Origin of the sequence: Paenibacillus sp. FSL R7-0302 (assembly GCF_038006885.1) — a bacterium.
Taxonomy (GTDB): domain Bacteria; phylum Bacillota; class Bacilli; order Paenibacillales; family Paenibacillaceae; genus Paenibacillus_AQ.
On record NZ_JBBOWB010000002.1, the window covers coordinates 451,926 to 475,541 of the forward strand.

Below are 23,616 nucleotides of genomic sequence, written 5' to 3' on the forward strand. Positions count from 1 at the left end.
GTGACAGCGAAGCAAGGTCTTAAGATTGCCGTCATCGGCGGGGGTTCTTCCTATACCCCTGAGCTGGTAGAAGGCTTCATCCTGCATTATAAGGAGCTTCCGGTCCGGGAACTATGGCTTGTAGATATTGAGGCAGGCTTGCATAAGCTGAACATCGTAGGCGCTCTGGCGAAGCGCATGGTGGAGAAGTCCGGCCTGCCGATCCAGGTCCATCTCACCACCGACCGCCGCGAGGCCATTGCCGGTGCGGACTTCGTCAGCACGCAGATTCGTGTCGGGATGCTGGACGCCCGTGCCCGTGACGAGGCGATTCCGCTGAAATACGGCGTGATCGGCCAGGAGACGACCGGTCCCGGCGGCATGCTGAAGGCGCTGCGCACCATCCCGGTCATTCTCGGCATCTGCCGGGATATTGAGGAGCTGGCACCGGACGCCTGGCTGCTCAACTTCACCAATCCGGCAGGCATGGTCACCGAGGCGGTGCTGCGCTACTCCAAGGTGAAAAGTATCGGCCTTTGCAATGCCCCGATTGGCCTGATCAAGCAGGTATCGGCTAAATATGACGCTGCCCCGGATCGGATCTACGCCGAGTTCGTCGGCCTGAACCACCTGCACTGGATTACCCGCATTGATGTGGAGGGTGAAGACAAGCTGCAAGAGATGCTGGAGGATACCGCAGGCTACAGCGCAAAGAATGTTCCGGCACGCGAATGGAACCCCGAGTTCCTGCAATCGCTGCATGCCTTGCCTTCGTATTATCTGAAGTACTTCTACATGACCGATGCGATGCTCGCGGAGCAGCAGGAAGCCGCCGCACAAGGCGGGAACCGTGCTGAAGTCGTCAAGCGTGTGGAGGAGGAGCTGTTCGCCATCTACAGCAATCTTGCGCTGGATGAGAAGCCGAAGCAGCTGGAGCAGCGCGGCGGAGCCTTTTATTCCGAGGCGGCCGTGAACCTGATGCGCTCGCTCTACAACGGGACCAATGACATTCAGACGCTGAATGTGGCGAACCGGGGCATCCTTGACTTCCTGCCGGACGATGCCAGCATCGAGGTGAACTGCGTCGTCACTAAGACCGGTCCCCTTCCGCTGCCGCTGACCCAGATTCCGCCGATGGCCAAGGGGCTGATCCATGCCGTGAAGACCTATGAGCAGCTCGCCATCGATGCTGCCGTGACCGGCGACCGCAGCCTGGCGATCCAGGCGCTGGCCCATCACCCGCTCGTCCCTTCCGTGGAAGTGGCGATCGCCATGCTGGATGAGATGCTGGAGGCGAACAAGGAGTATCTGCCAGCTTTTTTCGCTTAGGATTAATCCTTTTACATCAATAAAGAGCCTGCTGACCACAGTTCACTCTGCGGCCGCACAGGCTCTTCTCTTATTTCTTTATGATATAACGGTAGGTTTCACCCTCAATCTCGAAATCCGCATATAGCGGCTTGCCGCTCGACTTCACTTCATCAGGAATCTCGGCCAAGAACACCAGCGTGCCGTTCTTCAGCGGTTCAATCCTCGAGATATTGGTATAGGTGAAATCTTCCCCGCCGTTCTTTTCCATGGTATCGAAGGTACTATACTCGTATTTATTGTCGTATTTGACCTCCACATCCGCTACTTCGTCTGCATTCATAGCTTCACCTGCCAGGTTCTTCACTTTCAAAGTGATCGCCAGATAGGTTGTCCCCGGTTCCTTGGCTTCATAGTAGGTGTAGTATGAGCCCGGATTCGACGGATTAACTATTTTGCTGAATGAGGTCTTGGTAATGGTATACTCACCCGTTCCATCGATAACCAGCGGCGTGCCCTTTACGATCAGCTTGTGGTCCTCCCCGGGTTCAGCCGCTGCCGGACTGCTCCCGTTATTTAGAAGTTCAGCCGTACCGCCCTCCTCTTGCGCTGTCACAGGCTTTACCAGGCTCTCCTTTAACATATCATTCTGTTCTTTCAGGAATTTGTTCTCCTTTTGCAGCTCACTAATCTCTGTCTTCAGCTTCTCCATGCTCTCTCTGCCAGCGCCTGCATTGTCCGAGGAACACCCGGTTACGGTTACCGTCAGCATAGCAGCAGCAAGCCAGAGGCCCCCTGATTTCATTTTCATAACACACCCCAATATTTGTATTTAATCCTTCACCATTATAAGGCCAATCCCGTGTCAAAAGATAGAAAAATATGTAACATTTTCGTAGCGATTGTCGAATGTAACAGCGGATGCGAGCCGTAGTCTTCATCCCCTGTGCTGCTTGCGGTACTGAAGAGGGGAACGCCTCGTAATGGCCTTGAATACCCGCCCGAAATGCGCAATGCTCTCAAATCCCGTCTCCGCCGCCACCCGGGTGATCGGCCACTTCGTCTGCGTGAGCAGTACCTTAGCCTCACGGATGCGGACATAGTTCAGGTACTCAATGATGGTGAAGCCTGTCGTCTGCTTGAAAATCCGGCACAGATACGTAGCGCTGATGAAGAACCGCTCGGCAATCCCCCCAAGGCTCAGCCGCTCGCTGTAATGGTTGTCCAGGTATTCGATGATACTGTATACCCGGCGCTGCCCCTCGCTCTGCTCCGGTGAGACCAGGGCGGGCTTCGCCCTCCTGATCCGCTCCAGCGTAATCAGCAGTTGCTGCAGCAGCATCCTTGTATATTCAGTGCTCCAGCGCAGCCCCTCCTTCTGTTCCTCCTGCATCGCCTGGAGCAGATCTGTGATGAGTCCCTGTTCATGCGCCGTAGGCCGCAGCAGGAAGCTCTCCCCTTCGAACACATTCATCCAGTCTGCCCCGGGTGCCACCGGCTCCAGATAGGCATCATTGAAGCTGATCAGCACCCGCTCATGCGGCAGATGGCTTCCGCCGGTTGTGCGGTGCAGATGATTTTTGTTAATAAACACGAGGTCTCCGGCTTCCAGCGCGTACCTTCCGTTACGGATATAATAGTGACGCTGCCCGGACAGCAGATAATATATTTCGTAGAAATCATGGAAATGGTCGGTGTCCATATTGAAATGCCCGATGCGCCTCAGCTGCTCAATCTGAAAAATAGGTTCCACCCTGCACTAAGCCCCCTGAATGGATAAGATAAGCACACTTTTGAGCAAAAATGACTAAATACCGTTCACTTTCTGCATTTTCTATACTATAAAATAGAATCAAATCCAAGTAAATGGAGTGATCCCCTTGTCCAAAAAGAAATATGCACTTGTCGGCACCGGCGGCCGGGCTGAATTTTTCTATGGCGCTCTTGTTACCGCTTACAACGAAACCTCCGAGCTGGTGGCCTTCTGCGATGTCAATCAGACACGGATGAATTTCGCCAATCATATGCTTACGGACAAATACGATTATCATGAGGTTCCTACGTACAAGGCAGAAGACTTCGACCGGATGATCACCGAGACCCGGCCCGACTTCGTGCTGGTGACTACGATTGACCGGACGCATCACAAATATATCATCCGCGCGATGGAGCTGGGCTGTGATGTCATTTCCGAGAAGCCGATGACGGTTGACGAGGAGAAATGCCGGGAGATCTTCGATGCAATTGAGCGCACCGGCAAGAATCTGCGGGTCACCTTCAACTACCGCTATGCGCCGCATAACACGAAGATTCGTGAGGTCATTATGGACGGCGTGCTGGGCGAAATACTGTCCGTGAACTTCGAATGGCTGCTCAATACCCAGCATGGAGCGGACTATTTCCGCAGATGGCACCGCGACAAGCGGAACAGCGGCGGCCTGCTGGTGCATAAATCGACGCATCACTTCGACCTGATGAACTTCTGGCTGGGGTCGCAGCCGGACACGGTTTTCGCCATGGGCGATCTGCGCTTCTACGGGAGAGAGAATGCCGAGAAACGGGGCATCACCGAGTTCTATCAGCGTGCCTACGGCAGCAAGGCTGCCGAGAACGACCCGTTCGCGCTGCACCTGGACCGTAATGAACACCTGAAGAGTATGTACCTGGATGCTGAGCACGAGGACGGGTACCAGCGCGACCAGAGTGTATTCGGGGACAATATCAGCATCGAGGACACCATGAATGTCATGGTCAAGTACAAGAACAAGACCGTCATGAACTATTCGCTTAACGCATATATGCCGTGGGAGGGCTTCATCATCGTGTTCAACGGTACACAGGGCCGGATGGAGGTGCGGATTACCGAGCAGTCCTACGTCAATTCCGGCGGCAAAAAAGAAAACGAAGGCGCGTTGGAAGGCGTCAGCATCATGATCTATCCTCACTTCAAGGAGCCTTACCGCGTGGAGTTCGAGAGCAGCAGTGGCGGACATGGCGGCGGTGATCCGGTGCTGCTGAGCGATATTTTTGACAAAAAGCAGGAGGACCGCTTCAACCGCGCAGCTTCGCACAAGGACGGCGCGATGTCGATTATGACCGGCATTGCCGCCAACCGCTCCATGAAGACCGGCCAGCCGGTGCGGATTGCTGACATCTGGCAGGGGTAATATAGCGCGTGGTATCGCAGTAGAGATGAACCCTGCACGATCATGCAAAAGCCCCCCTTTTATCACGGGTACGTGGTGAAGGGGGGCTGTGTTCGGTTTTTAGCATATATTCTATTCGCAGCAAAAAAAAGACCCTTCATTTAAGAAGGGTCTTCGCTTGCATCACGGTTAAAACCATTATGCGGTCAAGAGGACTCGAACCTCCACGATATTGCTACCACTGGCACCTGAAGCCAGCGCGTCTGCCAATTCCGCCATGACCGCAAAGAAAACATTCAATGCAACGCAAGAAGTAATATATCATGAATTCTTCAAAAGAACAAGTCTTTTTTATTTATCATGGTTAAAGAGGGACACAGCCACATTCAGAAGGGGGTTAGCTGGTGCGTCACAGCTTGCCTCAACTTACGGTTGATTTTGTTATACCGCGTGCCCTACTCCAGTATATGGGTTATTTCGAAAACGGAGATTATAATAGACTTACGACGTCGGAATCCACTATAGGAGTTGTACTGCGCATGATCGTTAGCGAAAAAGTTGGTAAACGAATTGCCACCCTCCGCAAAACAAGAGGCTTGTCCCAGGAACAATTAGCGGAATTGCTCCATGTCAGCGCCCAGGCGGTATCCAAATGGGAGACCGGCAAGTCTCTGCCGGAGACGGCCACCCTTCCTCTGCTATCCGCCGCATTGAATCACTCCATTGACGGCATTTTGCTGCCCCAGGAGCTCGTGGTGCTCTCTGCGATCTATACGGATGGACAGCAGGAGCTGGATGTTACCCAGCTTGTGAACCAGTTCGTAGTCTCAGACCGCTTAAGCTTAATCCCTGGAGAGCATCTTTTTCCCCACTCATGGAATGACGGCCGCCTGAAGCTGCTGCTGGTTACCTATGAGACCCCTGACGGTATGTATTCGACCTTTGTGCTGAAGGACCAGCTGCTTACGATAGATATCCATTCGAACGGGCATGTCTCAAGCAGTAATGAGCTGCAGATTATGGCTGCGCATTATGGGAATGAACAGGCACACCGCAGCGTTGCGGACAAAATGAAGCATTACGAGCATTTCCGCTGGACTCAGTTCACCGCCACACATGAGCTGTTTCCCAGCCTGATCGACTGCGGGGGTCAGGACTACCTGCTGCTGGTCTACCTGAATACCGAAGGTATTCACGCCGTAAGCTGTGCGGAAGGCGAACAGATTCATTACAGCCGGGACCGCAGCCATCTCTATCAGACCCGCTCCTCCCGGGATCAATGCATCATTGAAGGGATTCCGCGGCTGGGCTTCGGACGGGGGCAGGATTGCTCCTGGGCAGGGGCCATGACGCTCACTCTTACCGCCAGAGGCGTAGAGACCACCTATGAGCAGGTGATGGGCTATTCGGGAGCCTGCTGGAGGGTGGCTTTTGAACCGGTATGGGACTACAGCGCTGCAGATGCCCTTGTCGTCTATGACTACTCCATCCCCGCCTGTAAGGCTTATGGACTTAGTGCTCACCGGGCCAACCGGTTAGAGCCGCAGCAGCGCACAGCCGAGAAGCTGGCGATTCTGGAGGATATCCGCCAAGGCAGACTGCCCCTTGCCATTAACCTCAGAGTAGCGCCGGAGTGGGGAGTCATTACAGGATATCTGGCGGAGGGTGATGTGCTGCTGTGCCGCAGTTATTTTGACGATGAGACCTTCAGTGAGCTTGAAGCTGATCCTGAGTTCCAGGCTCATATGAGGGTAAGCCAAGGGTATCTCCATGTGGATCAATGGCCTTACCGGTTGATTCGTCTTGGCGATCAGGCGGAGGCTCCGTCTGCGCTGGAGAATCTGTATGCGTCGCTCCGCGTTAAGCTGGAATCTATGCAGGCTGAGACCCTATCCAACAGCAGCTCTTATGCCGCAGGATACAAGGCGCTGGAGGTATGGAGCGAGGGACTGCTGGACCACCCTTGGTACGCCGCAGCGGACGAAGAAGCCTTCAGCCGCAGATTATCCGTCAATCACTTCTGTATGATGGCCCTGGCAGATGCCCGCCGCTGTGCAGCCGCCTACTTACTCGACTCTCTGCCGCTGGTGCATGACCCGCAACAACAAGCTGCCTTGGAAGAGATGTCGGCAATCTATGTTGAAATGGCTGCCCTGCTGGATAAATACTATAAGGAGATGTCCGGCCCGGCCATACTCCAAACAGCCGGCGCTGCCCCCAGAGCCAGTTGGACGACCCGGCAGCGTGAGCTGCAGGCAGAGCTGCTGGGCAAGGTTGCTTCTCTGGAACATCAGGGAGATACTCTTGCACAAACGGTGCTGAGCCTCGCCTAAGGGAGCGTTGTTGTATAACATGCAGCAGCTTAAGCAGAAGCGCCGAACGCTTTTGCTTAAGCCAGCCTGCTGTCTGAAGTTAGTCTAATTTACGGACCGGCCGCAGCACCGCATAGCCGTAACCCTCCGGGAAATGCCGCTGATAATCCTGCTTCTCCTCTTCATCCCACACATAGCCCATAACCGCAGGATCATAATTCCAAGCCACTTCCTCAACGATACGCATCACCTGCCCATTATCCTGCAAGTAGTCAAAGGGCGGATGAAAAAAGACCAGGTACTCCGATTCCGGGATATCACGGCATTCCATGCCCTCCGGAACCGCCCCGTCGTAATCAGCCGCGACAAGGATACCATACAGATAGCCTTTGCGCCCCTCCTGATAGAACCAGCCTGCCGTCTGGCCCAACTGGCCAGGAAGCGTATGATGCGACATGCTCTCCAGGGTTCCAGAGACCTCATCGCAGTCATGCCCATTCTTCCAGAATCCTCCGTAATTGTTAGAGCCGATATCGCGGATGCCGATAAACTTATGCGCTGGTATCCACTCAAGCTTAATCTCCGCTTCCTGCAAATGCACCTGTCTCATTCTATCCCGCTCCCTGATCAGATAATGATAAGGAGAGAACACCTCGGCACGAATAGCCAGCGGAATCGGCTGTGGAGCCTTGCGGTAAGCATGTGGAGTGAGCTTGAAGGCTCTGAAAAAGGCCCGCGTGAACGCCTCCTGAGAGGAAAAGCCGAACTTTACGGCAATATCGAGAATACGCGCCTCCGTGTCCCTAAGCTCCAGTGCCGCCCGGCCAATCCGGCGCTGCCAGACATAGTCCCGCAGTGTCATTCCGGTCAGCACATGAAATTGCCGGGTGCAGTAATACGGCGAATACCCCAGCTGCTCAGACATCTCCAGCAGCGTAGGCGAAGCCGCAAGATCCTCCTCCACCCAGTCAATCATGCGCTGGACCATCTCATTCCATTCGTACATTGTTGTCCTCCTCCTTCCATTGTTGATTTTAGCAGAGGCCTAGAGTGTAGATATGACTTGAGTTGTGGTGTATTAAACGTCTACCAAAAAGGACACCAGCAGGTGTCCTTTAGATTTTTACTATAATCGCTTCATTATTCGGTGTCTTTGGTTCGGTCTATCACTGTGAAGAAGAAAGGTTCGCTCTCTTTCATTAATGGACCAACAACCGTCACTTGATATTGTGTATTAGGAGCAACTTTAATGTTCCAGAAGTTAACTCGCTCACCGAACGTAAATAGCTCACTAATTAATTTACCATCCTTGGTCTTAAGATAGAAATACGAGGCGTCGAATAGACCAGGAACATAAACTTCTATCTTCGGACTATCACTATAAACCACACCAACTACTGTAGGAGTTGGCGTGGTTGGCCTGCTGGCTACTACAACGGCGACAGGCTCGCTTGTCAGCTTCTCATATCCCTTAGCGGTTATATATAGAGTCTCTCCAGCAACAGGACGCGGATCAAGTTCTACCCATAAATTACCAACGTATTCATAACTGCTGGTCTTTGCCTGCCCCAGAACGGTACCATCCGCACGTTTGACAACAATGGTGGAGTCTCCTTCAGCCGTTCCGTAGATTGTCCAATCATTCTCATAAACGATTCGAGTAACTACGGGTTTCGCTGTTTCGGCCTTAGGTGCTGCGACAGTGATGTAGACAGGCTCACTTTTTCTCTTTCCTTGAGCTTGCGCATAGACCATCAGTTTCTCTCCAACAGATAAAAGCGAGGGATTATACAGGTAGATATCAAACATGCCGTCATAACTACTGGATCTTCCAAATAAAGTTCCATCTTCACGGGTAATTGTAACCTCACTATAAGAATCTTCTATTAATATGCCTCTAATTCTTGTAGTATCTTCGTACACCACGCTCGTCACCACAGGCGCCTTAGTTTGAGGCCGTTCAACTAACTTTATCTCAAACCGTTGACTAGTCCAGCCGCGATCCGTGTATAAGGTCACATATAATTTATCATTTTCCTTCAGTTGCAGTTTCGGATTGTAGTCATATAGATTGATGCCAAATTGTAAATCATATACTCCTGAATAGCTGTTAAGTTCCTTCCCATTTTCAAGCTCAATCTTTACTTTGAAGGGCTCACGCAAATTTAAAACCCTACCATAAATAACAGGCATATCTGTATAAGTAATTTGATCGACATCAGCTTCCGGCAGATTCTCTATGATCGTATGATCGGGCAGAACGAGATCCTTACCTGCTTCCACAGTAAATTCTTGAGTATGGTATCTGTATGGATAAAGAGGCATAAGTACGACATAAGTTCCTGGCACTACATTTACAAAAGAGTAATCTCCACTCTTAGTAACGGTAATAGTATATGTCCCCTTCGCTCCTGTTAAGTAGATATGAAGGTTGAAGGCAGGAACCGGCTTGGTCTCCGTATATGGCTGAATAAACAAACGCCCACTCACAGTCACATTAGCCTTAGGCACAGTAATCGCTCCAGATAATACAGGGCTTCCACCCTTATAAGACACGGAGTATACCGCCAGCTGCTCAGCCTCACTATTCGCTATCGAAGGAATTGTAAGTTGTACTGTTGCTTTATTATCAAGCAGCGTAACCAAAGTTACCTCAACCTTATGAAACTCGCCATGATTAACCTGTTCGAGAATGGCGAAATCAGCAGCATCCGGTATGCTGTCCAGGTTCCGGTTGAATTGGACTTCTACCATACCGTTTGCTGCGGTAATTCCGGTTACAGCCAGCGCCGGTACAGGATTAGACCCGTTCCCCCCGCCTGTACGTGGATCAGGAGATCCACCGCCGCTGCCGCCGCCCGCTCCAGGGTCAGAGGACCCGCCGCCACCGCCAGTTGCAGGTGCAGCAGGTGTTTGTTCTTTTGGCAGCTTAGGGTCCGGTACGCCTTCCGACAATACAATGCCTTTGACTTGGCCCTCGCCGGAGATTGTCAGCTTACTCTTCATTTCCAGCTTTTCGACAACAACATTCTTGCTGAAATTCAGAGTAGGAATCAATAGATTCTCTTGGATGAGCAAATTAGCTACGCTGCCTGAGCGAACATTGAACTCTTTGAGGCTGCCGCCTACAGAAACCTTCTTAAAGTCTCCGGCAAGCACCACTGTGCGCTCTGATGAAGATGTCTGGGCCTCAGGAAGCACGGTTACATTCACAAAACCATCGCCGGTAAGATCCTTCTCTTCAATAACCGCGCTGGATAGAATCTGTACGTCCTGCACAGCGCTTGTACCCTCAGCTACAACTCTCACCGCATGATTCAGCCTGTTCACAGATACTGTGTTTAGTTTGCTGTTCCGGATATGAATACTGTTGCTGCCTCCGCCTTCAATACGGGTTACACCGTCTACTTGAACTTGTTCAAGGTAGGCGTTCCCGTCTGCCACCTCTTTAGCAATGACGAGGTCACCCTGGATATGCATATTGCGGAGCGTGACATTGGAAGCTGTAATTCTCACATTATGCTGTACTGTGCTTACTGCAGAATCTCCAAACGTACTTGCCTGATCATAGACCACTGTACTCAGAGCCAGCGCCTTCTTAATGACCACTACAGTCTCGGCACGGGTCATATTGCGCTGAGGTTGGAAGGTTCCATCCGCATTCTTGCTCATGATCCCCTGATCCAGAAGATACTGGACAGCGGGTTTGCTCCAGGCAGGGATAAGATTCGCGTCCTGTGCAGAGACTGAGGCTGTTGCCCCTTTACTGTCAAAGCCTAATATTCTGGATAGGATCACTGCAGTTTCCTGTCTTGTGATTGGCTTGTCAGGACGGAAGGTATTGTCGCTGAATCCGCTGATATATCCTTGAGCGGTAGCTTTCTGCACTTCTATGTACGCAAAATTCTCTGGCTTCAGATCCTTGAAGCTGATAGCCTTCGTATCCGAATACTTATACGCTCTGTTCACGAGTGCTACGAACTCACCTCTGGATACTTCAGCCCCCGGCCGGAAGGTATGATCGGGATAGCCGGTAATGAGTCCTTGATCCAGCCACTGCTGAATATCGGACTCTGCCCAGTGTCCTTTGATGTCTGCCATTTGCCCGGCACCGGCGTAACTCCGTGTAAAGGGTAAAAGAACAAATAATAAGACGATGAAGCAAGTATTTCTTAAATAACGATGGATAGCCAAGAGATTAGGTCACTCCCCAATAGAATTAGAACCGGGACTAAAGTCATGATTTTTCACTCTAAACCCAGTACTTCAGGGTAATTCTACATGCATATCCGTTTCCCTTTTTTTCACTGTAAAATATTTCACGACAATTAATCTGAATTCACAATTTGTATATTTTTAGAACATCTGCCCCGAAAGACAACCCTGGGTTGTTCAAATATATTCCGCAAAACTCCATACCCGCACAAGCCGCCTCCCAGGTTCTGAGTAAAATAGAGTAAATAGAACAGTGAGGTGAATGACGAATGGCAAATTCAACAAAGCTCCGCAAGCGGGCACAGCAGCTGAAAGGCCAGCCGGTCTGCATCACTTTGCATAATGGGCGTTCCTATGTAGGGTGGATTACAGACCTGAACCAGGAGGCGGTGATTCTGTCCAGACCCGGCACGCGTAAGGGGCCGAAACGGAAATCCTCTTCAGCTGCGCGCAGAGCAGAGGTATCCGGCTTCATGCCTCTACTCGGCTCGCTAATGGGCGGGGGAGGCGGGGCTGCCGGTATCGGCGGAGGGCTGGGACGGTTCATGGGCATGTTCGGAATGGTGCAGAAGGCTATGCCGGTGATGAAGATGGGCTACAACATGATCAAGTCGATCCGGCCTTTTCTGGGCGGGCTCAAGGGCTTAATGGGCTAACATTTATATTTTCAAAAAAACGGATGTGCCGCCATGAAGCATGGGCACATCCGTTTTGGTGTGGGGATTCTTACGCCGCCGCTGGCCGCACGGTCTCCAGTCTATTTTTTGACCACCTTGAAGTTATCCTCAAGCAGCAACCAATTCTGCGGAAAAGGCAGGCCCAGCTTCCAGTAGCTGATGCCCCGCAGGCCCAGCTCCTTGATCAGATCGAACTTGGCCTGAATGGAGCGGGCATCCTCGAACCATACCGTATGCTGCCGCCCTTCGTCATCGGTGTAATTGAAATGCGGCGCCTGGGCTCTATAGTCATATTGAATGGCTGCATTCCTGTTCCTGGCCAGATCAATGGCCGCCTGCGGACTGAGCGCTTTGGCATATTGCCCCCCTGCTACAAAAGGCAGCGTCCAATCATAGCCGTACAGATTCTGGCCCATCATGATTTTACCGGCGGGCATCTCACTTGCTGCATAGGTCAGCACCTGACGGACAGGCCCGATGGGCGAGACAGGCATCGCCGGCCCCCCGCTATAGCCCCATTCATACGTCATAATAATGACGAAGTCGGCCACCTCGCCGTGGACCTTATAGTCATGCGCCGTATACCAGGCCCCAACCTGTGACGCGCTGGTCTTGGGGGCAAGGGCGGTGGACAGCAGGAAGCCCTCCTTATGAATGACCTCTGCCGCTTTCCGCAGAAAAGCATTGTACGCTTCACGGTCCTCCGGCCGGAGAAACTCCAGATCAAAGTGGATATCCCGGAAGTTCAGCCGCTTCGCTTCCGCGATGATGTTCTCAAGCAGCCGGTCCTGAACCTCCTGATCATTCAGAATAATGCGCCCGAGCTCAGAGCTGAACTGGGCATCCTCCAGATTCGTCACGACCATCATCAGCGTCACCTGATGCTCCGCGGCAATGGAGGCGAGGCCGTCCAGGGGCGGCGGGACCAGCGTTCCGTCCCGTTTGATCCGGAAGCTGAACGGTGCGAGATACGTCAGCTCAGGAGCAGCCTCACGCGCAGCATTCTGCAGCGGCTGGGAGACACTCTCCCCCCTTGGCTCCACATACGCGTTCACTTCCGCCTGCCGCCTGGGTCCAGGGGGAATGTACAGACGGAGTCCGACCTGCAGCGGCTGATTCAGCGTCAGCCCGTTCACCTCCGCCAGCTCGCTTGCCTTCAGGCCGAACCGCTTGGCGATGCTGTAGTAGCTGTCGCCCGGCTGCACCCAATAATACTGCCCGGCAATCGGGATTACCAGCGCCTGCCCTGCCACCAGGCTTCCCGGCGCAGAGAGCTGATTCGCCTCAGTTATAGTATCAGTGCTTACTCCGTAGGCCTGTGAAATACCATACAGCGTCTGGCCCGGCTGCACTACATGTATTTGCATACGTTCCTGCCATCCCTTCATAGTAGCCGTTTTATCTCTATTTTATTCGGCGGCCGTGCGGGTATGCGGAATCAGCCGGATCATGTAAATTCAATATTTGCAAAAAAAGACACCCCGGAGGGTGCCTTGCTGCTCATGCTATCAATGATCTGATGCTATACCCGCTTGAATTCAATCCATTCAATCTGCAGGCCGGGCTTGACGAAGTCCAGATTCAGCTCATACCGTCCGGCTTCCAGTTCAACCTTGACCAGCTTCTGTCTGATCCACCGGCCCTCCGTTCCGTTCGTCTGAATGGTGGTTACCGCTTGTCCATTCAGGGTCAGGTTGCAGGCGCTCTGCGCAAGCTCAGGCTCAGGAGACATGATGCTGACAATAATGCGGTACTGGCCCGCCTCGTCAGCCTGAATGTAGGTCGGCCCGGACACAGCAGGCGTTACCTGTTCGTTCTCGCTCAGCACCTGTACCTGCTCAGCCCCGATAGCCGGATCAGCCTTGAACGTATCGACCGCTTCAATAATCTCGTGCTTTCTGGAGAATACCGGCGCCTTCATGATGAACTCACAGATGTTGATCGCTGAGCGCTGAAGCTCCCCGCGGGTAAGCGTACCATTCTCCAGAGATGCGATCGTATTGTCATCGTAAGCGTTAACCTCTGCCCCATAGTTACTAACGACCATGTACAGATCGTTCTGGGCGCGGACCATCCAGTTCGTATTCTTACGGTCTGCCGTTCCTCCGTTCACCACATCGTTCATGATCGCCCACCAGTCGGTCATGACGATGCCCTGGAAGCCCCATTCGCCGCGAAGCAGCGTGGTGTTGAGGTCATAATTCGAAGCCGCCCAATGCCCGTTCACCGGATTGTAGGAGGTCATGATCGAATTGGCCCCGCCCTGCTTGACTGCGATCTCGAAGCCCTTCAGGTAGATCTCACGCAGCGCGCGTTCCGATACGACAGCATCGACTTTACTGCGGTGCTTCTCCTGGTTGTTGCAGGCAAAATGCTTCAGCGTCGCATTAGAGCCGCCTTTCATAATTCCGCGTGTGCATGCGGCAGCGAAGATCCCCGAGATCAGCGGATCTTCGGAGAAATATTCGAAGTTACGCCCGTTGAGCGGGCTGCGCCGGATATTCAGCCCCGGTCCCAGCAGCGCATCCACCTGGTTGCGCAATAATTCCTGGCCTTCCATAACATACAGTTCTTCCACCAGCTCCGCATTCCATGTAGCGGCCAGCAGGGTTCCAATCGATACCTGTGTTGCCTTAGCCCCACTGTCCATACGGATGCCGGAAGGGCCGTCCGCTGTAGCTGCAACCGGAATGCCGTAGCTGAACAGACTGTCGCTCACGCCCCCGAACGCCGATGCCGTACCTGGAGTGACCAGCGGACTGCTCATTCCTTCGCCCCGGACAATCGCCGCCAGATCCTGGTCGCTTAGCTGGGCAATGAAGGTGCTCATGCTAACTTTTCCGTCATGGACATCTCTCAGGGTATATCCCTGATTGCCAGTCTGCGGAAGCTGTTGCGGCAGATTGCGTTCAATCCGCTCCGCCAGATCTACCTTGCGAGTAGGTACTTCAGAGGAGATAAGCTCATACGAACCGTCTGCCTTGCGGGCACCCGGCTTCATCCGCATGAAGCTCTCGGTAGGCGCCATAGCCTCTTGCAGCTGTTCCACGACCTTAAGCTCATCCAGCACATAGCCTTCTTGTCCATCCAGAAGCACTGCTGATACCGCTTTGACGCTGGTTCCTGCATAGAAGCGGTAGGTTCCGGCTTCCAGCACATAAGCGGAAACGTGCCCGGTCACTCCGGCGTCATCATAGGAAGCCATGGAATGGAGCGGGAAGCTCACAGTAATGCGCTGAGACTCACCAGGCTCCAGCAGCTTGGTCTTAGCGAAGGCTGCCAGCGCTTTGGCCGGTTGACCCAGCTGTCCTTGCGGCGCTTCAACATACACCTGCACTACTTCTTTACCGGCATATACGGCTCCCGTATTCGTTACGGTGACGCCGATTTCAATCTGCGGCTCGCCCGCCTGGTTCACCAGCTTCGCTTCCTCCGGCTCCAGCTTGAAGGTCGTGTAAGAGATCCCGTAGCCGAATTCATACTGAACCTTATCGGGACAGAAGGTCTCGAAATAACGGTAGCCCACATAGATATCTTCCTCGTACAGATTCTTGAACTCATTGCCGTAGTTGCGGGTCGACGGGTAATCCTCAATGGAATACGCGATAGTGTCCGTCAGCTTGCCGCTTGGCGTAACCTCTCCGGCCAGAACATCGGCGATCGCGTGGCCACCCTCCATGCCGCCATGCCAGGAATAGATCACTGCAGAGATAGGGTTCACATAAGCGGCGTCATTTACCCAGCTCATATCCATAATGTTGGATACGTTGAGCACCACAATCGTCTGTTCAAAATGAGCCGTAACCGAGACAAGCATCGCCTTCTCATCTTCCGTGAGCCGGTAGCTGCCTGCGGTATCAGCATTATCCTGATCCTCGCCCGCCGTACGTCCAATGACCACAACCGCTTTGGCTGACTGGCTTCTTGCCTGTTTCACCAGCTCGTCCGTAAGCGGCATTTCCTTCTGGTTCCACGGCTCCGCAGCCCATACCTTGCCGCCGTCATCGAACGGGTTAAGCCCGATCCAGGCCTCGTAGGCTGCAGCCAGCTCTTCATTCACGCTAATGTTCTTCTTGCTGCGCAGTCCATCCAGCAGATTCGTCGTATATGCAACGTGAACGCTACCGCCCGATCCTGTACCGCTGCGGTAATAATTCACCTGTATTCTGCCAAAAACAGCGACGCTCTCACCGTCACCCAGCGGAAGCACCTGTCCCTCATTCTTAAGCAGTACCGCACCCTCTGCGGCTACCGTCCGGCTAAATTCTGCAAAACCCTCTAACGGCACTCCAATGTTCTGTGTACTCAATTGGTTTCCTCCTGTATGTTCATTTCCCATGCTGTGGGTTGATTCTATAGATAACGCCCTCCCTGCAGGGAATATATACGTTACCTTGAATCTCTATGGTCCTTCATATAGCATATCCTTCTAAGAATATAAGCTCCAGCCAGATTATTCAAGCACCGCTTGCCGGATCGCCGGGATGCGCACCTGTCTGCATAAATTTTTTTAGTAAAAAAGACAGTTCTAAAATAAAAAGACACCTGTGCGGGCGTCTTTCAAGCCTGTTCCTATGCAATCCGCTCCGCCTGAAGAGATACGGCCGGATCTTCTGTTTATTTTATCTGCGGCGGCGGCCCTTCATCATGCGGTTGTACATAATAAGAGCAGCAACGATCATGCCCAGCATGGCTACACTGCCTGCCGATTCCTGCGACATGCCGAACATCAGGCACACACTTGTCACTAACTGTCTTGTCAGCAGCGCAACCGCAATCAGCATGATGGGCCGCCATATGTTATATCCTCTCACTTCAGCAACACTCCTAACCCGAATTTCAATAACCGTATGATTCCTCATTCCATGAACCATCAGTTTCTATTATAGCACAAGAAGGAATGCGCATACATTTTACAGTCGGCCAAGAAGGGGGAGATACTTTTGACAAGAACGTACGTTCGGTATATAATGCTCACATATGAGGGGGATTGAGACCGTGGATGTAATGGAGAAACTAGAGATTCTGACCGCTTCCGCCAAATACGATGTGGCGTGCACTTCAAGCGGTTCCGACCGCAAGGGCCAGGCCGGGGCGCTCGGCAACACCTCTCCGATGGGCATCTGTCACAGCTTCGCGGCGGACGGGCGCTGTATCTCGCTGCTGAAGGTGCTTATGACCAACGGTTGTGTATATGATTGTGCCTATTGCATCAACCGCAAATCTAACCCCATTCGCCGGGCGGCCTTCACCCCCGAAGAGATCGCAGATATCACCATGCAATTCTACCGCCGCAATTATATAGAAGGACTATTTCTTAGCTCAGGCATTATGCGCAATCCGGACTACACCACAGAGCAGTTAATTGCTGCACTTGAGCTGCTGCGCAATGTCTATCACTTCAACGGTTATATTCATGTAAAAGCCATCCCCGGAGCAGACGAAGCCCTGCTGTCCAGACTTGGTCTGCTTGCCGACCGCATGAGCGTCAACATCGAGCTGCCCTCGCAGGAGAGCCTCGGACGGCTCGCACCTGATAAGAGCAAGGTATCCATCCTGAAGCCGATGGGGCTGATTACCAGCCGGATCAAGGAGAACCGCTCCGATATCGTCAAGTATAACCATGCTCCCCGCTTCGCGCCTGCCGGACAGAGCACCCAGATGATCGTGGGAGCAACGCCAGATACCGATTACCAGATTCTGAATCTGACGGAAGGCTTATACCGCAAATACTCACTTAAGCGCGTATTCTTCTCGGCCTACACCCCGGTGGTGGAGGATTCCCTCCTGCCCGCTCTAGACACCAAGCCGCCGCTGCTGCGGGAACACCGGCTCTATCAAGCCGATTGGCTGCTGCGCTTCTACGGCTTCAAGGCGAATGAATTATTGGATGAGGCCGTGCCGAACTTCAACCCGCTGCTGGACCCCAAGTGCAGCTGGGCCGTTAACCACCGGGAGCAGTTCCCCGTTGAGATCAACCGCGCCCCGTACGAAATGCTGCTGCGTGTACCCGGCATCGGCGTAAGAAGTGCACAGCGGATCGTGAAGGCCAGACGGGCCGGATCGCTCGATTTCCACGCGCTGAAGAAGCTGGGAGTGGTCCTCAAGCGTGCCCAGTTCTTCATCACCTGCAAGGACAAACCGCTGGAAGGGCTGAAGGTAAGCGAGCATACGCTGCTCCGCTCCCTCATGTCCGGGCAGCAGCTGGCTCTCCAGCAGCCGCAGGTGGAACAGCTCACGCTGTTCGATGACTTCAACCTCTCCACCTTGCCCGCCGCCGGGGACTGGAACAGCTTCAACAAGGGGGCGAAGGCCTGATGTTCAAGCCGTCCGCACTGGCGTACACCTATGACGGAAGCTTCGAGGGTCTGCTGTGCTGTGTATTTGAGAGCTATGCCTGGAAGGAGATTCCGCTGGCAATTCATGCTGAAGGCGGAGAAATAGGCCTGCTGCTGGAAGCGAAATGGATTGAGACCGACAAGGAGAAGGCCGCGCGGGTACTGAAGTCCCTGCCGCTGCGGATCAGCCGCGAAGCCGAGGAGCTGGTGCGTCTGGGCTTCTGGAGCTGCGCCCCCGATAAGGAAATGCTGCTGCTGAACTTCCTGTATCTCGGCTTCCGGCATGGCCGCAAGGTGATGAATATGCTGGCTGATGATACTGTTAACAGTCTGATGAAGGCCGTTCAGCAGCTCCGGCATGAAGCGCATCTGTATACAGGCTTCGTCCGCTTCTCTGTATACGGCCCGGTCATGGCCGCAGTCATTGAACCGCAGGGCTATGTGCTGCCTGTAATCCGGGAACACTTCTGCGACCGGTTCCAGGGGGAGAGCTTCATGATCTACGACCAGACGCACGGGGCGGCGCTGATTCATGAGCCCGGACGGGAGGCCATCGTTCCCTTAAGCGGGTGGACTCCACTCGAGCCCGATGAGACCGAGGAAGCGTACCGCCGCTTATGGACCGGCTTCTATCACGCCATCGGCATCAAGGAGCGCAAGAGCGACCGGCTGCGTTCCTCTAAGATGCCGAAGCGCTATTGGAAGCACATGGTGGAGATGAATGGGAGTAATGGTGTCCCTGTACTCACCGCGGCGCAGCGGAAGAAGGTATTGCAGCCGGAGACCTCATCGATCCCGGACAACCCGGAGACCATAATCCAGCTCCAATCATCGGACACAAAAAGCGCCCCGCAGCCATCAACATGACTAACCGGGGCGCTCCTTGATTGAAGCCTACTATATTATTAATGAAATAACACTATCGTCCTAACCTTAGTTCAAAGCCTTCCATACCCAGTTCTCAACCTCTGGGAGGTCGATGCCCTCTTCACGGATGTACGCGTGGTGCTTCTGCACCATAGCATCCATCTCGTCAGCGATAGCCTGGTATTTGCTTGCTTCCGGCAGACTCAGCACCGCTTCCTTCGAGAGGTCGAAGCGGTCCATCTGGTTGAGTACACGCATATCGAACGGTGTCGTGATGTCGCCATTCTCGCGGTAGCCGTGCACATGCAGGTTATGGTTGTGGCGGTCGAAGAACAGGTCTTTGATCAGGCCTTCATAGCCGTGGAAGGCGAAGATGACTGGTTTGTCTTTTGTGAAAAATTGATCAAACTCATCGTCAGACAAGCCGCGCGGATCGAGCTTCTGGCTTCTCAGCTTCAGCAGATCTACCACGTTGATATAGCGGATCTTCAGCTCAGGCAGCTTCTCATGCAGGATCGAGATCGCAGCCAAGGCTTCCATAGTTGGTTCTGTACCGGAAGAAGCAATTACGAGATCCGGCTCTCCGCCTTTGTCTGTGCTGGCCCAGTCAATGATTTTGAGTCCTTTAGTTACCAGCTCCTGAGCTTCATCGGCCGAGAACCACTGTGGACGCGGATGCTTGGAGGATACGATCAGGTTGATCTTCTGACGGTCATTCAGGATCGTGTCGAATACAGCCAGCAGGCTGTTCGCATCGGACGGCAGATACTCACGGATGAATTCAGGCTTCTTGTCAGCCAGATGGCCGAGCAGACCCGGATCTTGGTGGGTATAACCGTTATGGTCTTGCTGGAACACGGTCGATGTAGCGATGACGTTCAGGGATGGAATATCTTCTCTCCAGGTCTGGTCTGTCGCCTTGCGCAGCCACTTGAAGTGCTGGGTGATCATCGAATCGACCACACGCAGGAACGCTTCATAGCTGGCGAAGAATCCGTGGCGGCCGGTCAGTACGTACCCTTCCAGAATCCCCTCTGCCTGATGCTCTGATAACTGGGAGTCAATGACACGGCCATACGGAGCGAGGAATTCATCCTGCGGTTCCTGAATGGCGTCCATCCATTGGCGCTTGGTCACTTCGAATACAGGTCCCAGACGGTTGGACATGGTCTCATCCGGTCCAAAGATCCGGAAGTTGCGGTTCTCTTCGTTGAGCGTAACAACCTCTTTCAGGTATTTCCCCAGCACGGCCATATCCTGCGCAATTACCTGACCCGGAACGGAATTATCCAAGGCGTAGTTGCGGAAATTCGGCTTGTGCAGGTCTTTGATCAGCTTGCCGGCATTGGTGACCGGGTTCATCCCCATACGTCTGTCGCCGGTTGGCAGAATTTCCGCCAGATCCGCGTTCAGACGGCCGTTCGCATCGAACAATTCTTCAGGTCTGTAGCTGTTCAGCCATTCCAGCAGCGCCGGAGCATGCTTCATGTTCTTCTGATCCACAGGAATCGGTACCTGGTGTGCACGGAAAGAGCCTTCGTTCGGCACGCCATCCCACGATTTCGGACCGGTCCAGCCTTTAGGGGAGCGGAAGACCAGCATCGGCCATACCGGACGGGCAGTATCGTTATTTTCACGGGCATTCTTCTGAATCGCGGCAATTCTCTCTACGATCGTATCCAGCACCTTCGCCATTTCCGGGTGCATCAGATCAGGGTTCTCACCTTCCACGAAGAAGGCTTCCCAGCCGTTTCCGGCAAAATAGGCGGTTAATTCTTCTCTGCTCATCCGGGACAGGATGGTCGGGTTACTGATCTTGAAGCCGTTCAAGTGCAGAATCGGTAATACCGCACCGTCTGTAATCGGGTTGATGAACCGGTTGGACAGCCAGGAAGCGGCCAGAGGACCGGTCTCTGCTTCGCCGTCACCTACCACTACTGCGGAGATCAGCTCAGGGTTATCCAGAATTGAGCCCACGCTGTGCGACAGGGAGTAACCCAGCTCGCCGCCTTCATGAATCGATCCGGGTGTTTCAGGAGCCGCATGGGAGGCAACACCACCAGGGAAGGAGAACTGCTTGAACAGCTTTTTCAGACCAGGGATGTCTTGGGTGATCTGCGGATAGATTTCGGTGTAGCTTCCGTCCAGATAAGAGTTCGACACCATCACCTGGCCGCCATGGCCCGGGCCTTCAATATAGAACATGTTGAGATCATATTTAGTGATTACACGGTTCAGGTGCGCATAGATAAAGTTCTGCCCAGGGATGGTCCCCCAGTGTCCGATCGGCTTCACTTTGACATCTGCATCCTTCAGCGGTTCTCTTAACAACGGGTTATCCTTCAAATAAAGCTGGCCTACGGAAATGTAGTTCGTTGCACGCCAGTAAGCATCAAGCTTTGCCAGATACGTTTTCGAGGAATAATCCACCTGTTCGATTGTTAATCCCATGTCTTCCACTCCCTAATCTTTTTCTTTGTAAATTGAATGTATCACTTCTACAGTTACATCATACATCGGCATTTCAGAAATTCAATCTTTTTAGAAATTAATACGGTCCAATATTGTGAAATTTTGAACATAGTATGAAATTCTCTGCAAACCACGCACAAAAAGATGTTTATTTTTATAATTATGGATTAATTTGTTATACTAAAAAACACAAAAAGACCGGGATTCCTCCCGGCCTGCTATACCTCAGTTATGCTATTTACACCGTCCATCCGTTAATGCACAGATACAAACGTGTTAAACTTTAGATACTCATAATGGAAGCGCATATGCGAGAATTCGAACGGCGTGCCGTTATCCAGGAAGAAGATCCCCTCCATAATTCCTACGGGTTCATTCTCCTTCAGATGGAGCAACTCCTGATCATTCGGCAGCGAAGGCTCTGCAAAAATAGACAAAAAGGACTTGGTCACCGCCAGATTGCGCGATTCCTCCAGATAATGAAAAATCGACCCCTCGATAATCGTCTGGTCGAGATTTTGCACAATTTTGATCGGAATATATCCCGTCTCAATCATGAACGGCGCACCTTCAAACAGGCGCAGACGCACGATTTTATACACGAAATCATGGGGCAACAGGAACAAATCCCGCTGAAGCTCCTGCGTGGGCCGGATGACCTCGAAGCTCAGCACCTTGATCTCCGGCTTCTTGCCGTGCATCTGGAAGTTATCCGACACCCCCAGATTAGAGCCCTCGTAATTGAAGATCGAATCGTTCTTGATGTATAACGGATTGATGAAGGTGCCGGAGCCGCGTTTCTTGAAAATAATGCCCGAGCTCTCCATCTTCATCAGCGCACGCTTAATGGTACTGCGGCTAACCTGATACGCCTCGCTGAGACTGCGCTCATCCGGCAGCTTCATATCGGCGTACTGCCCGGCAAAGATCTTCGTTTTGAGGTCAGCAATAATCTGCTTGTAGACAAATTGGGTCATGGGGGGCTCCTTCGTCGGGTCTTTGCAGAACAAGTTCATTCAAGATTAAATATATCATAATTTAGATAGGGCAAAAAGGATGAATCCGAGGATTCACCCTTTCTGACGCTTGTTGTCCCAATCCCTATACCATTTGACAATCTCCCGGCTCGGTTTCTCCGCAACCTCTGCTTCCATGACCGTTTCCAGCAATACATACTGTCTTTGCACCAGAAAATGAAAACCCATTCTATCCGATATTTGCATGTACAATAATTGCGCTTGCTCCTCTAACGGATAGCGGGTGCAGACCTGTTCAATATGCTTGAAGGCCTGTTCATATTCTGCATTCCCCATATACCAGCGGACCAGATTCAGCTTCAGCCGAATCCACTGCAGCTGGAATCTCTGCCGTTCAAGCTCCGCCCACACATAATCGTACCCCTCCAGATATTCGCTCTTGAACAGCTTCAGGATTCGTTCGTATTCGGGCAGGGTGTCATTCGAGAGCTCTAACCCCGCTTGGATAAAGCGGTCAAACTCATCAACGTCCAGGCAGATGCCATTCAGCTTGAGCAGATAGCCGTCCGCCGTATTTTGCAGGAGAATCCGTTCTCTGCTGAAGGGCTCCAGCATCTTGCGGATATGATACACAGCTGTATATAACTGCGGATAGGCCCTGTTCGGATCAAAATCAGCCCACAGCAATTCAATCAGGGTGGCTTTACTGACCACTTTGCCGCGATGATGCAGCAGGTAAAAAAAGATTTCCTGCGCCTTCGCCGTTCTCCATTGCAGTGACGGAAGCTCCTGGCTCCCTTCGTAGATCCGGAAGGCATCGAGCATCAGCATTCTCCAGCTTGTCTGCGCTGACGCTGCCCGGGCTACCAGGCCAGGCTTCTGCTGAGCATTCAATCTCCGAACTGTAAGCTTCAGACGGTCCGTATGAATCGGCTTAAGCAAATAATCCAGGGCATTCAGCTCAAAAGCCTTGATCGCATACTTATCATATGCCGTTACGAATACAACCTGCAGATCAGGTCTCTGTTCAAGCAGCCTTTCCGCCAGCTCAATCCCGCTCAGCTCCGGTAAATGAATATCGAGAAACACAATATCGGTCTCGGTCTCCTCTACCTTTTGCTGCCCTTGCAGCGGATCGGTATATTTGCCGATAATCTCGAAACACCCAAGCGCATGCAATTGGCGTTCCAAAGCCTTTAGTGCCAATTCTTCATCGTCAATCAGGATTGCTTTCATTCGGATCTCCTTCGCAACTGGAAATCGGTACGGTTTTATAACCATTATACTTCAAATTTAATGATTTAGGGGCTGGAGGAGAAATGATC

General features: G+C 52.6%; 16 protein-coding genes and 1 tRNA gene. 6 read left to right on the forward strand and 11 right to left on the reverse strand.

Annotation, left to right across the window (positions count from 1 at the left end; all coding sequences use genetic code 11):
• Nucleotides 1-1,308 carry a 6-phospho-beta-glucosidase gene (locus MKY96_RS27620; protein WP_340945467.1) on the forward strand — a complete coding sequence of 436 codons (1,308 nt, stop codon included), beginning with the start codon at nt 1-3 and terminating at the stop codon, nt 1,306-1,308.
• Between the two features lie 70 nt (nt 1,309-1,378).
• Here MKY96_RS27620 and MKY96_RS27625 read toward each other — a convergent pair whose 3' ends face one another.
• Nucleotides 1,379-2,098: a bZIP transcription factor gene (locus MKY96_RS27625; protein ID WP_340945469.1), complete on the reverse strand. Its 720-nt coding sequence runs from the start codon at nt 2,096-2,098 to the stop codon at nt 1,379-1,381.
• Nucleotides 2,099-2,224: 126 nt separating this feature from the next.
• Nucleotides 2,225-3,040, reverse strand: coding sequence for an AraC family transcriptional regulator (locus MKY96_RS27630; protein WP_340945470.1), 816 nt, complete (start codon nt 3,038-3,040; stop codon nt 2,225-2,227).
• Between the two features lie 127 nt (nt 3,041-3,167).
• Here MKY96_RS27630 and MKY96_RS27635 point away from each other — a divergent pair, with 127 nt between their 5' ends.
• Entirely contained in the window at nt 3,168-4,454 is a 1,287-nt protein-coding gene (locus MKY96_RS27635; RefSeq protein ID WP_340945472.1) for a Gfo/Idh/MocA family protein, read from the forward strand.
• A gap of 180 nt (nt 4,455-4,634) precedes the next feature.
• Here the strand turns inward: MKY96_RS27635 and MKY96_RS27640 are convergent.
• Nucleotides 4,635-4,718 (reverse strand) — tRNA-Leu (locus tag MKY96_RS27640).
• A 254-nt stretch (nt 4,719-4,972) separates the two neighbouring features.
• Between MKY96_RS27640 and MKY96_RS27645 the strand changes: the two genes are divergently transcribed.
• Complete coding sequence (locus MKY96_RS27645; protein WP_340945474.1) at nt 4,973-6,766, forward strand: helix-turn-helix domain-containing protein; 1,794 nt, start codon at nt 4,973-4,975, stop codon at nt 6,764-6,766.
• A gap of 79 nt (nt 6,767-6,845) precedes the next feature.
• Here the strand turns inward: MKY96_RS27645 and MKY96_RS27650 are convergent, their stop codons facing one another.
• Both MKY96_RS27650 and MKY96_RS27655 read right to left on the reverse strand, forming a co-directional pair.
• On the reverse strand, nt 6,846-7,751 hold the full coding sequence (locus tag MKY96_RS27650) for an AraC family transcriptional regulator (protein ID WP_340945477.1): 906 nt from the start codon (nt 7,749-7,751) through the stop codon (nt 6,846-6,848).
• A gap of 134 nt (nt 7,752-7,885) precedes the next feature.
• Nucleotides 7,886-10,939: an S-layer homology domain-containing protein gene (locus tag MKY96_RS27655; protein WP_340945480.1), complete on the reverse strand. Its 3,054-nt coding sequence runs from the start codon at nt 10,937-10,939 to the stop codon at nt 7,886-7,888.
• A 290-nt stretch (nt 10,940-11,229) separates the two neighbouring features.
• On the opposite strand from MKY96_RS27655, the gene MKY96_RS27660 reads away from it, so the two are divergent.
• A complete protein-coding gene (locus MKY96_RS27660; RefSeq protein WP_340945483.1) occupies nt 11,230-11,616 on the forward strand; it encodes a hypothetical protein in 387 nt (128 codons plus the stop codon).
• 101 nt (nt 11,617-11,717) lie between these two features.
• Here the strand turns inward: MKY96_RS27660 and MKY96_RS27665 are convergent, their stop codons facing one another.
• From MKY96_RS27665 to MKY96_RS27675, 3 genes are all read right to left on the reverse strand, one after another.
• Nucleotides 11,718-13,004, reverse strand: coding sequence for a glycoside hydrolase family 18 protein (locus MKY96_RS27665; protein WP_340945486.1), 1,287 nt, complete (start codon nt 13,002-13,004; stop codon nt 11,718-11,720).
• Between the two features lie 155 nt (nt 13,005-13,159).
• The gene (locus MKY96_RS27670) at nt 13,160-15,946 is read right to left on the reverse strand and encodes a glycoside hydrolase family 3 C-terminal domain-containing protein (protein WP_340945488.1); all 2,787 of its coding nucleotides are present in this window, start codon (nt 15,944-15,946) and stop codon (nt 13,160-13,162) included.
• 313 nt (nt 15,947-16,259) lie between these two features.
• On the reverse strand, nt 16,260-16,451 hold the full coding sequence (locus MKY96_RS27675) for a hypothetical protein (RefSeq protein ID WP_036691301.1): 192 nt from the start codon (nt 16,449-16,451) through the stop codon (nt 16,260-16,262).
• Between the two features lie 193 nt (nt 16,452-16,644).
• Here MKY96_RS27675 and MKY96_RS27680 point away from each other — a divergent pair, with 193 nt between their 5' ends.
• Together MKY96_RS27680 and MKY96_RS27685 are read left to right on the forward strand one after the other, a co-directional pair.
• Nucleotides 16,645-17,955, forward strand: a complete 1,311-nt coding sequence (locus MKY96_RS27680) for a putative DNA modification/repair radical SAM protein (RefSeq protein ID WP_340946779.1) — start codon at nt 16,645-16,647, stop codon at nt 17,953-17,955.
• The gene (locus MKY96_RS27685; RefSeq protein ID WP_340945491.1) at nt 17,955-18,842 is read left to right on the forward strand and encodes a TIGR03915 family putative DNA repair protein; all 888 of its coding nucleotides are present in this window, start codon (nt 17,955-17,957) and stop codon (nt 18,840-18,842) included. The genes MKY96_RS27680 and MKY96_RS27685 overlap by 1 nt, the downstream gene beginning before the upstream one ends.
• A 66-nt stretch (nt 18,843-18,908) precedes the next feature.
• Here MKY96_RS27685 and MKY96_RS27690 read toward each other — a convergent pair whose 3' ends face one another.
• The 3 genes from MKY96_RS27690 to MKY96_RS27700 form a co-directional block, all read right to left on the reverse strand.
• Nucleotides 18,909-21,293: a phosphoketolase family protein gene (locus MKY96_RS27690; protein WP_340945493.1), complete on the reverse strand. Its 2,385-nt coding sequence runs from the start codon at nt 21,291-21,293 to the stop codon at nt 18,909-18,911.
• A gap of 275 nt (nt 21,294-21,568) precedes the next feature.
• Complete coding sequence (locus MKY96_RS27695; RefSeq protein ID WP_340945495.1) at nt 21,569-22,291, reverse strand: GntR family transcriptional regulator; 723 nt, start codon at nt 22,289-22,291, stop codon at nt 21,569-21,571.
• Between the two features lie 93 nt (nt 22,292-22,384).
• A complete protein-coding gene (locus MKY96_RS27700) occupies nt 22,385-23,527 on the reverse strand; it encodes a response regulator (protein ID WP_340945498.1) in 1,143 nt (380 codons plus the stop codon).
• Nucleotides 23,528-23,616 lie beyond the last annotated feature (89 nt).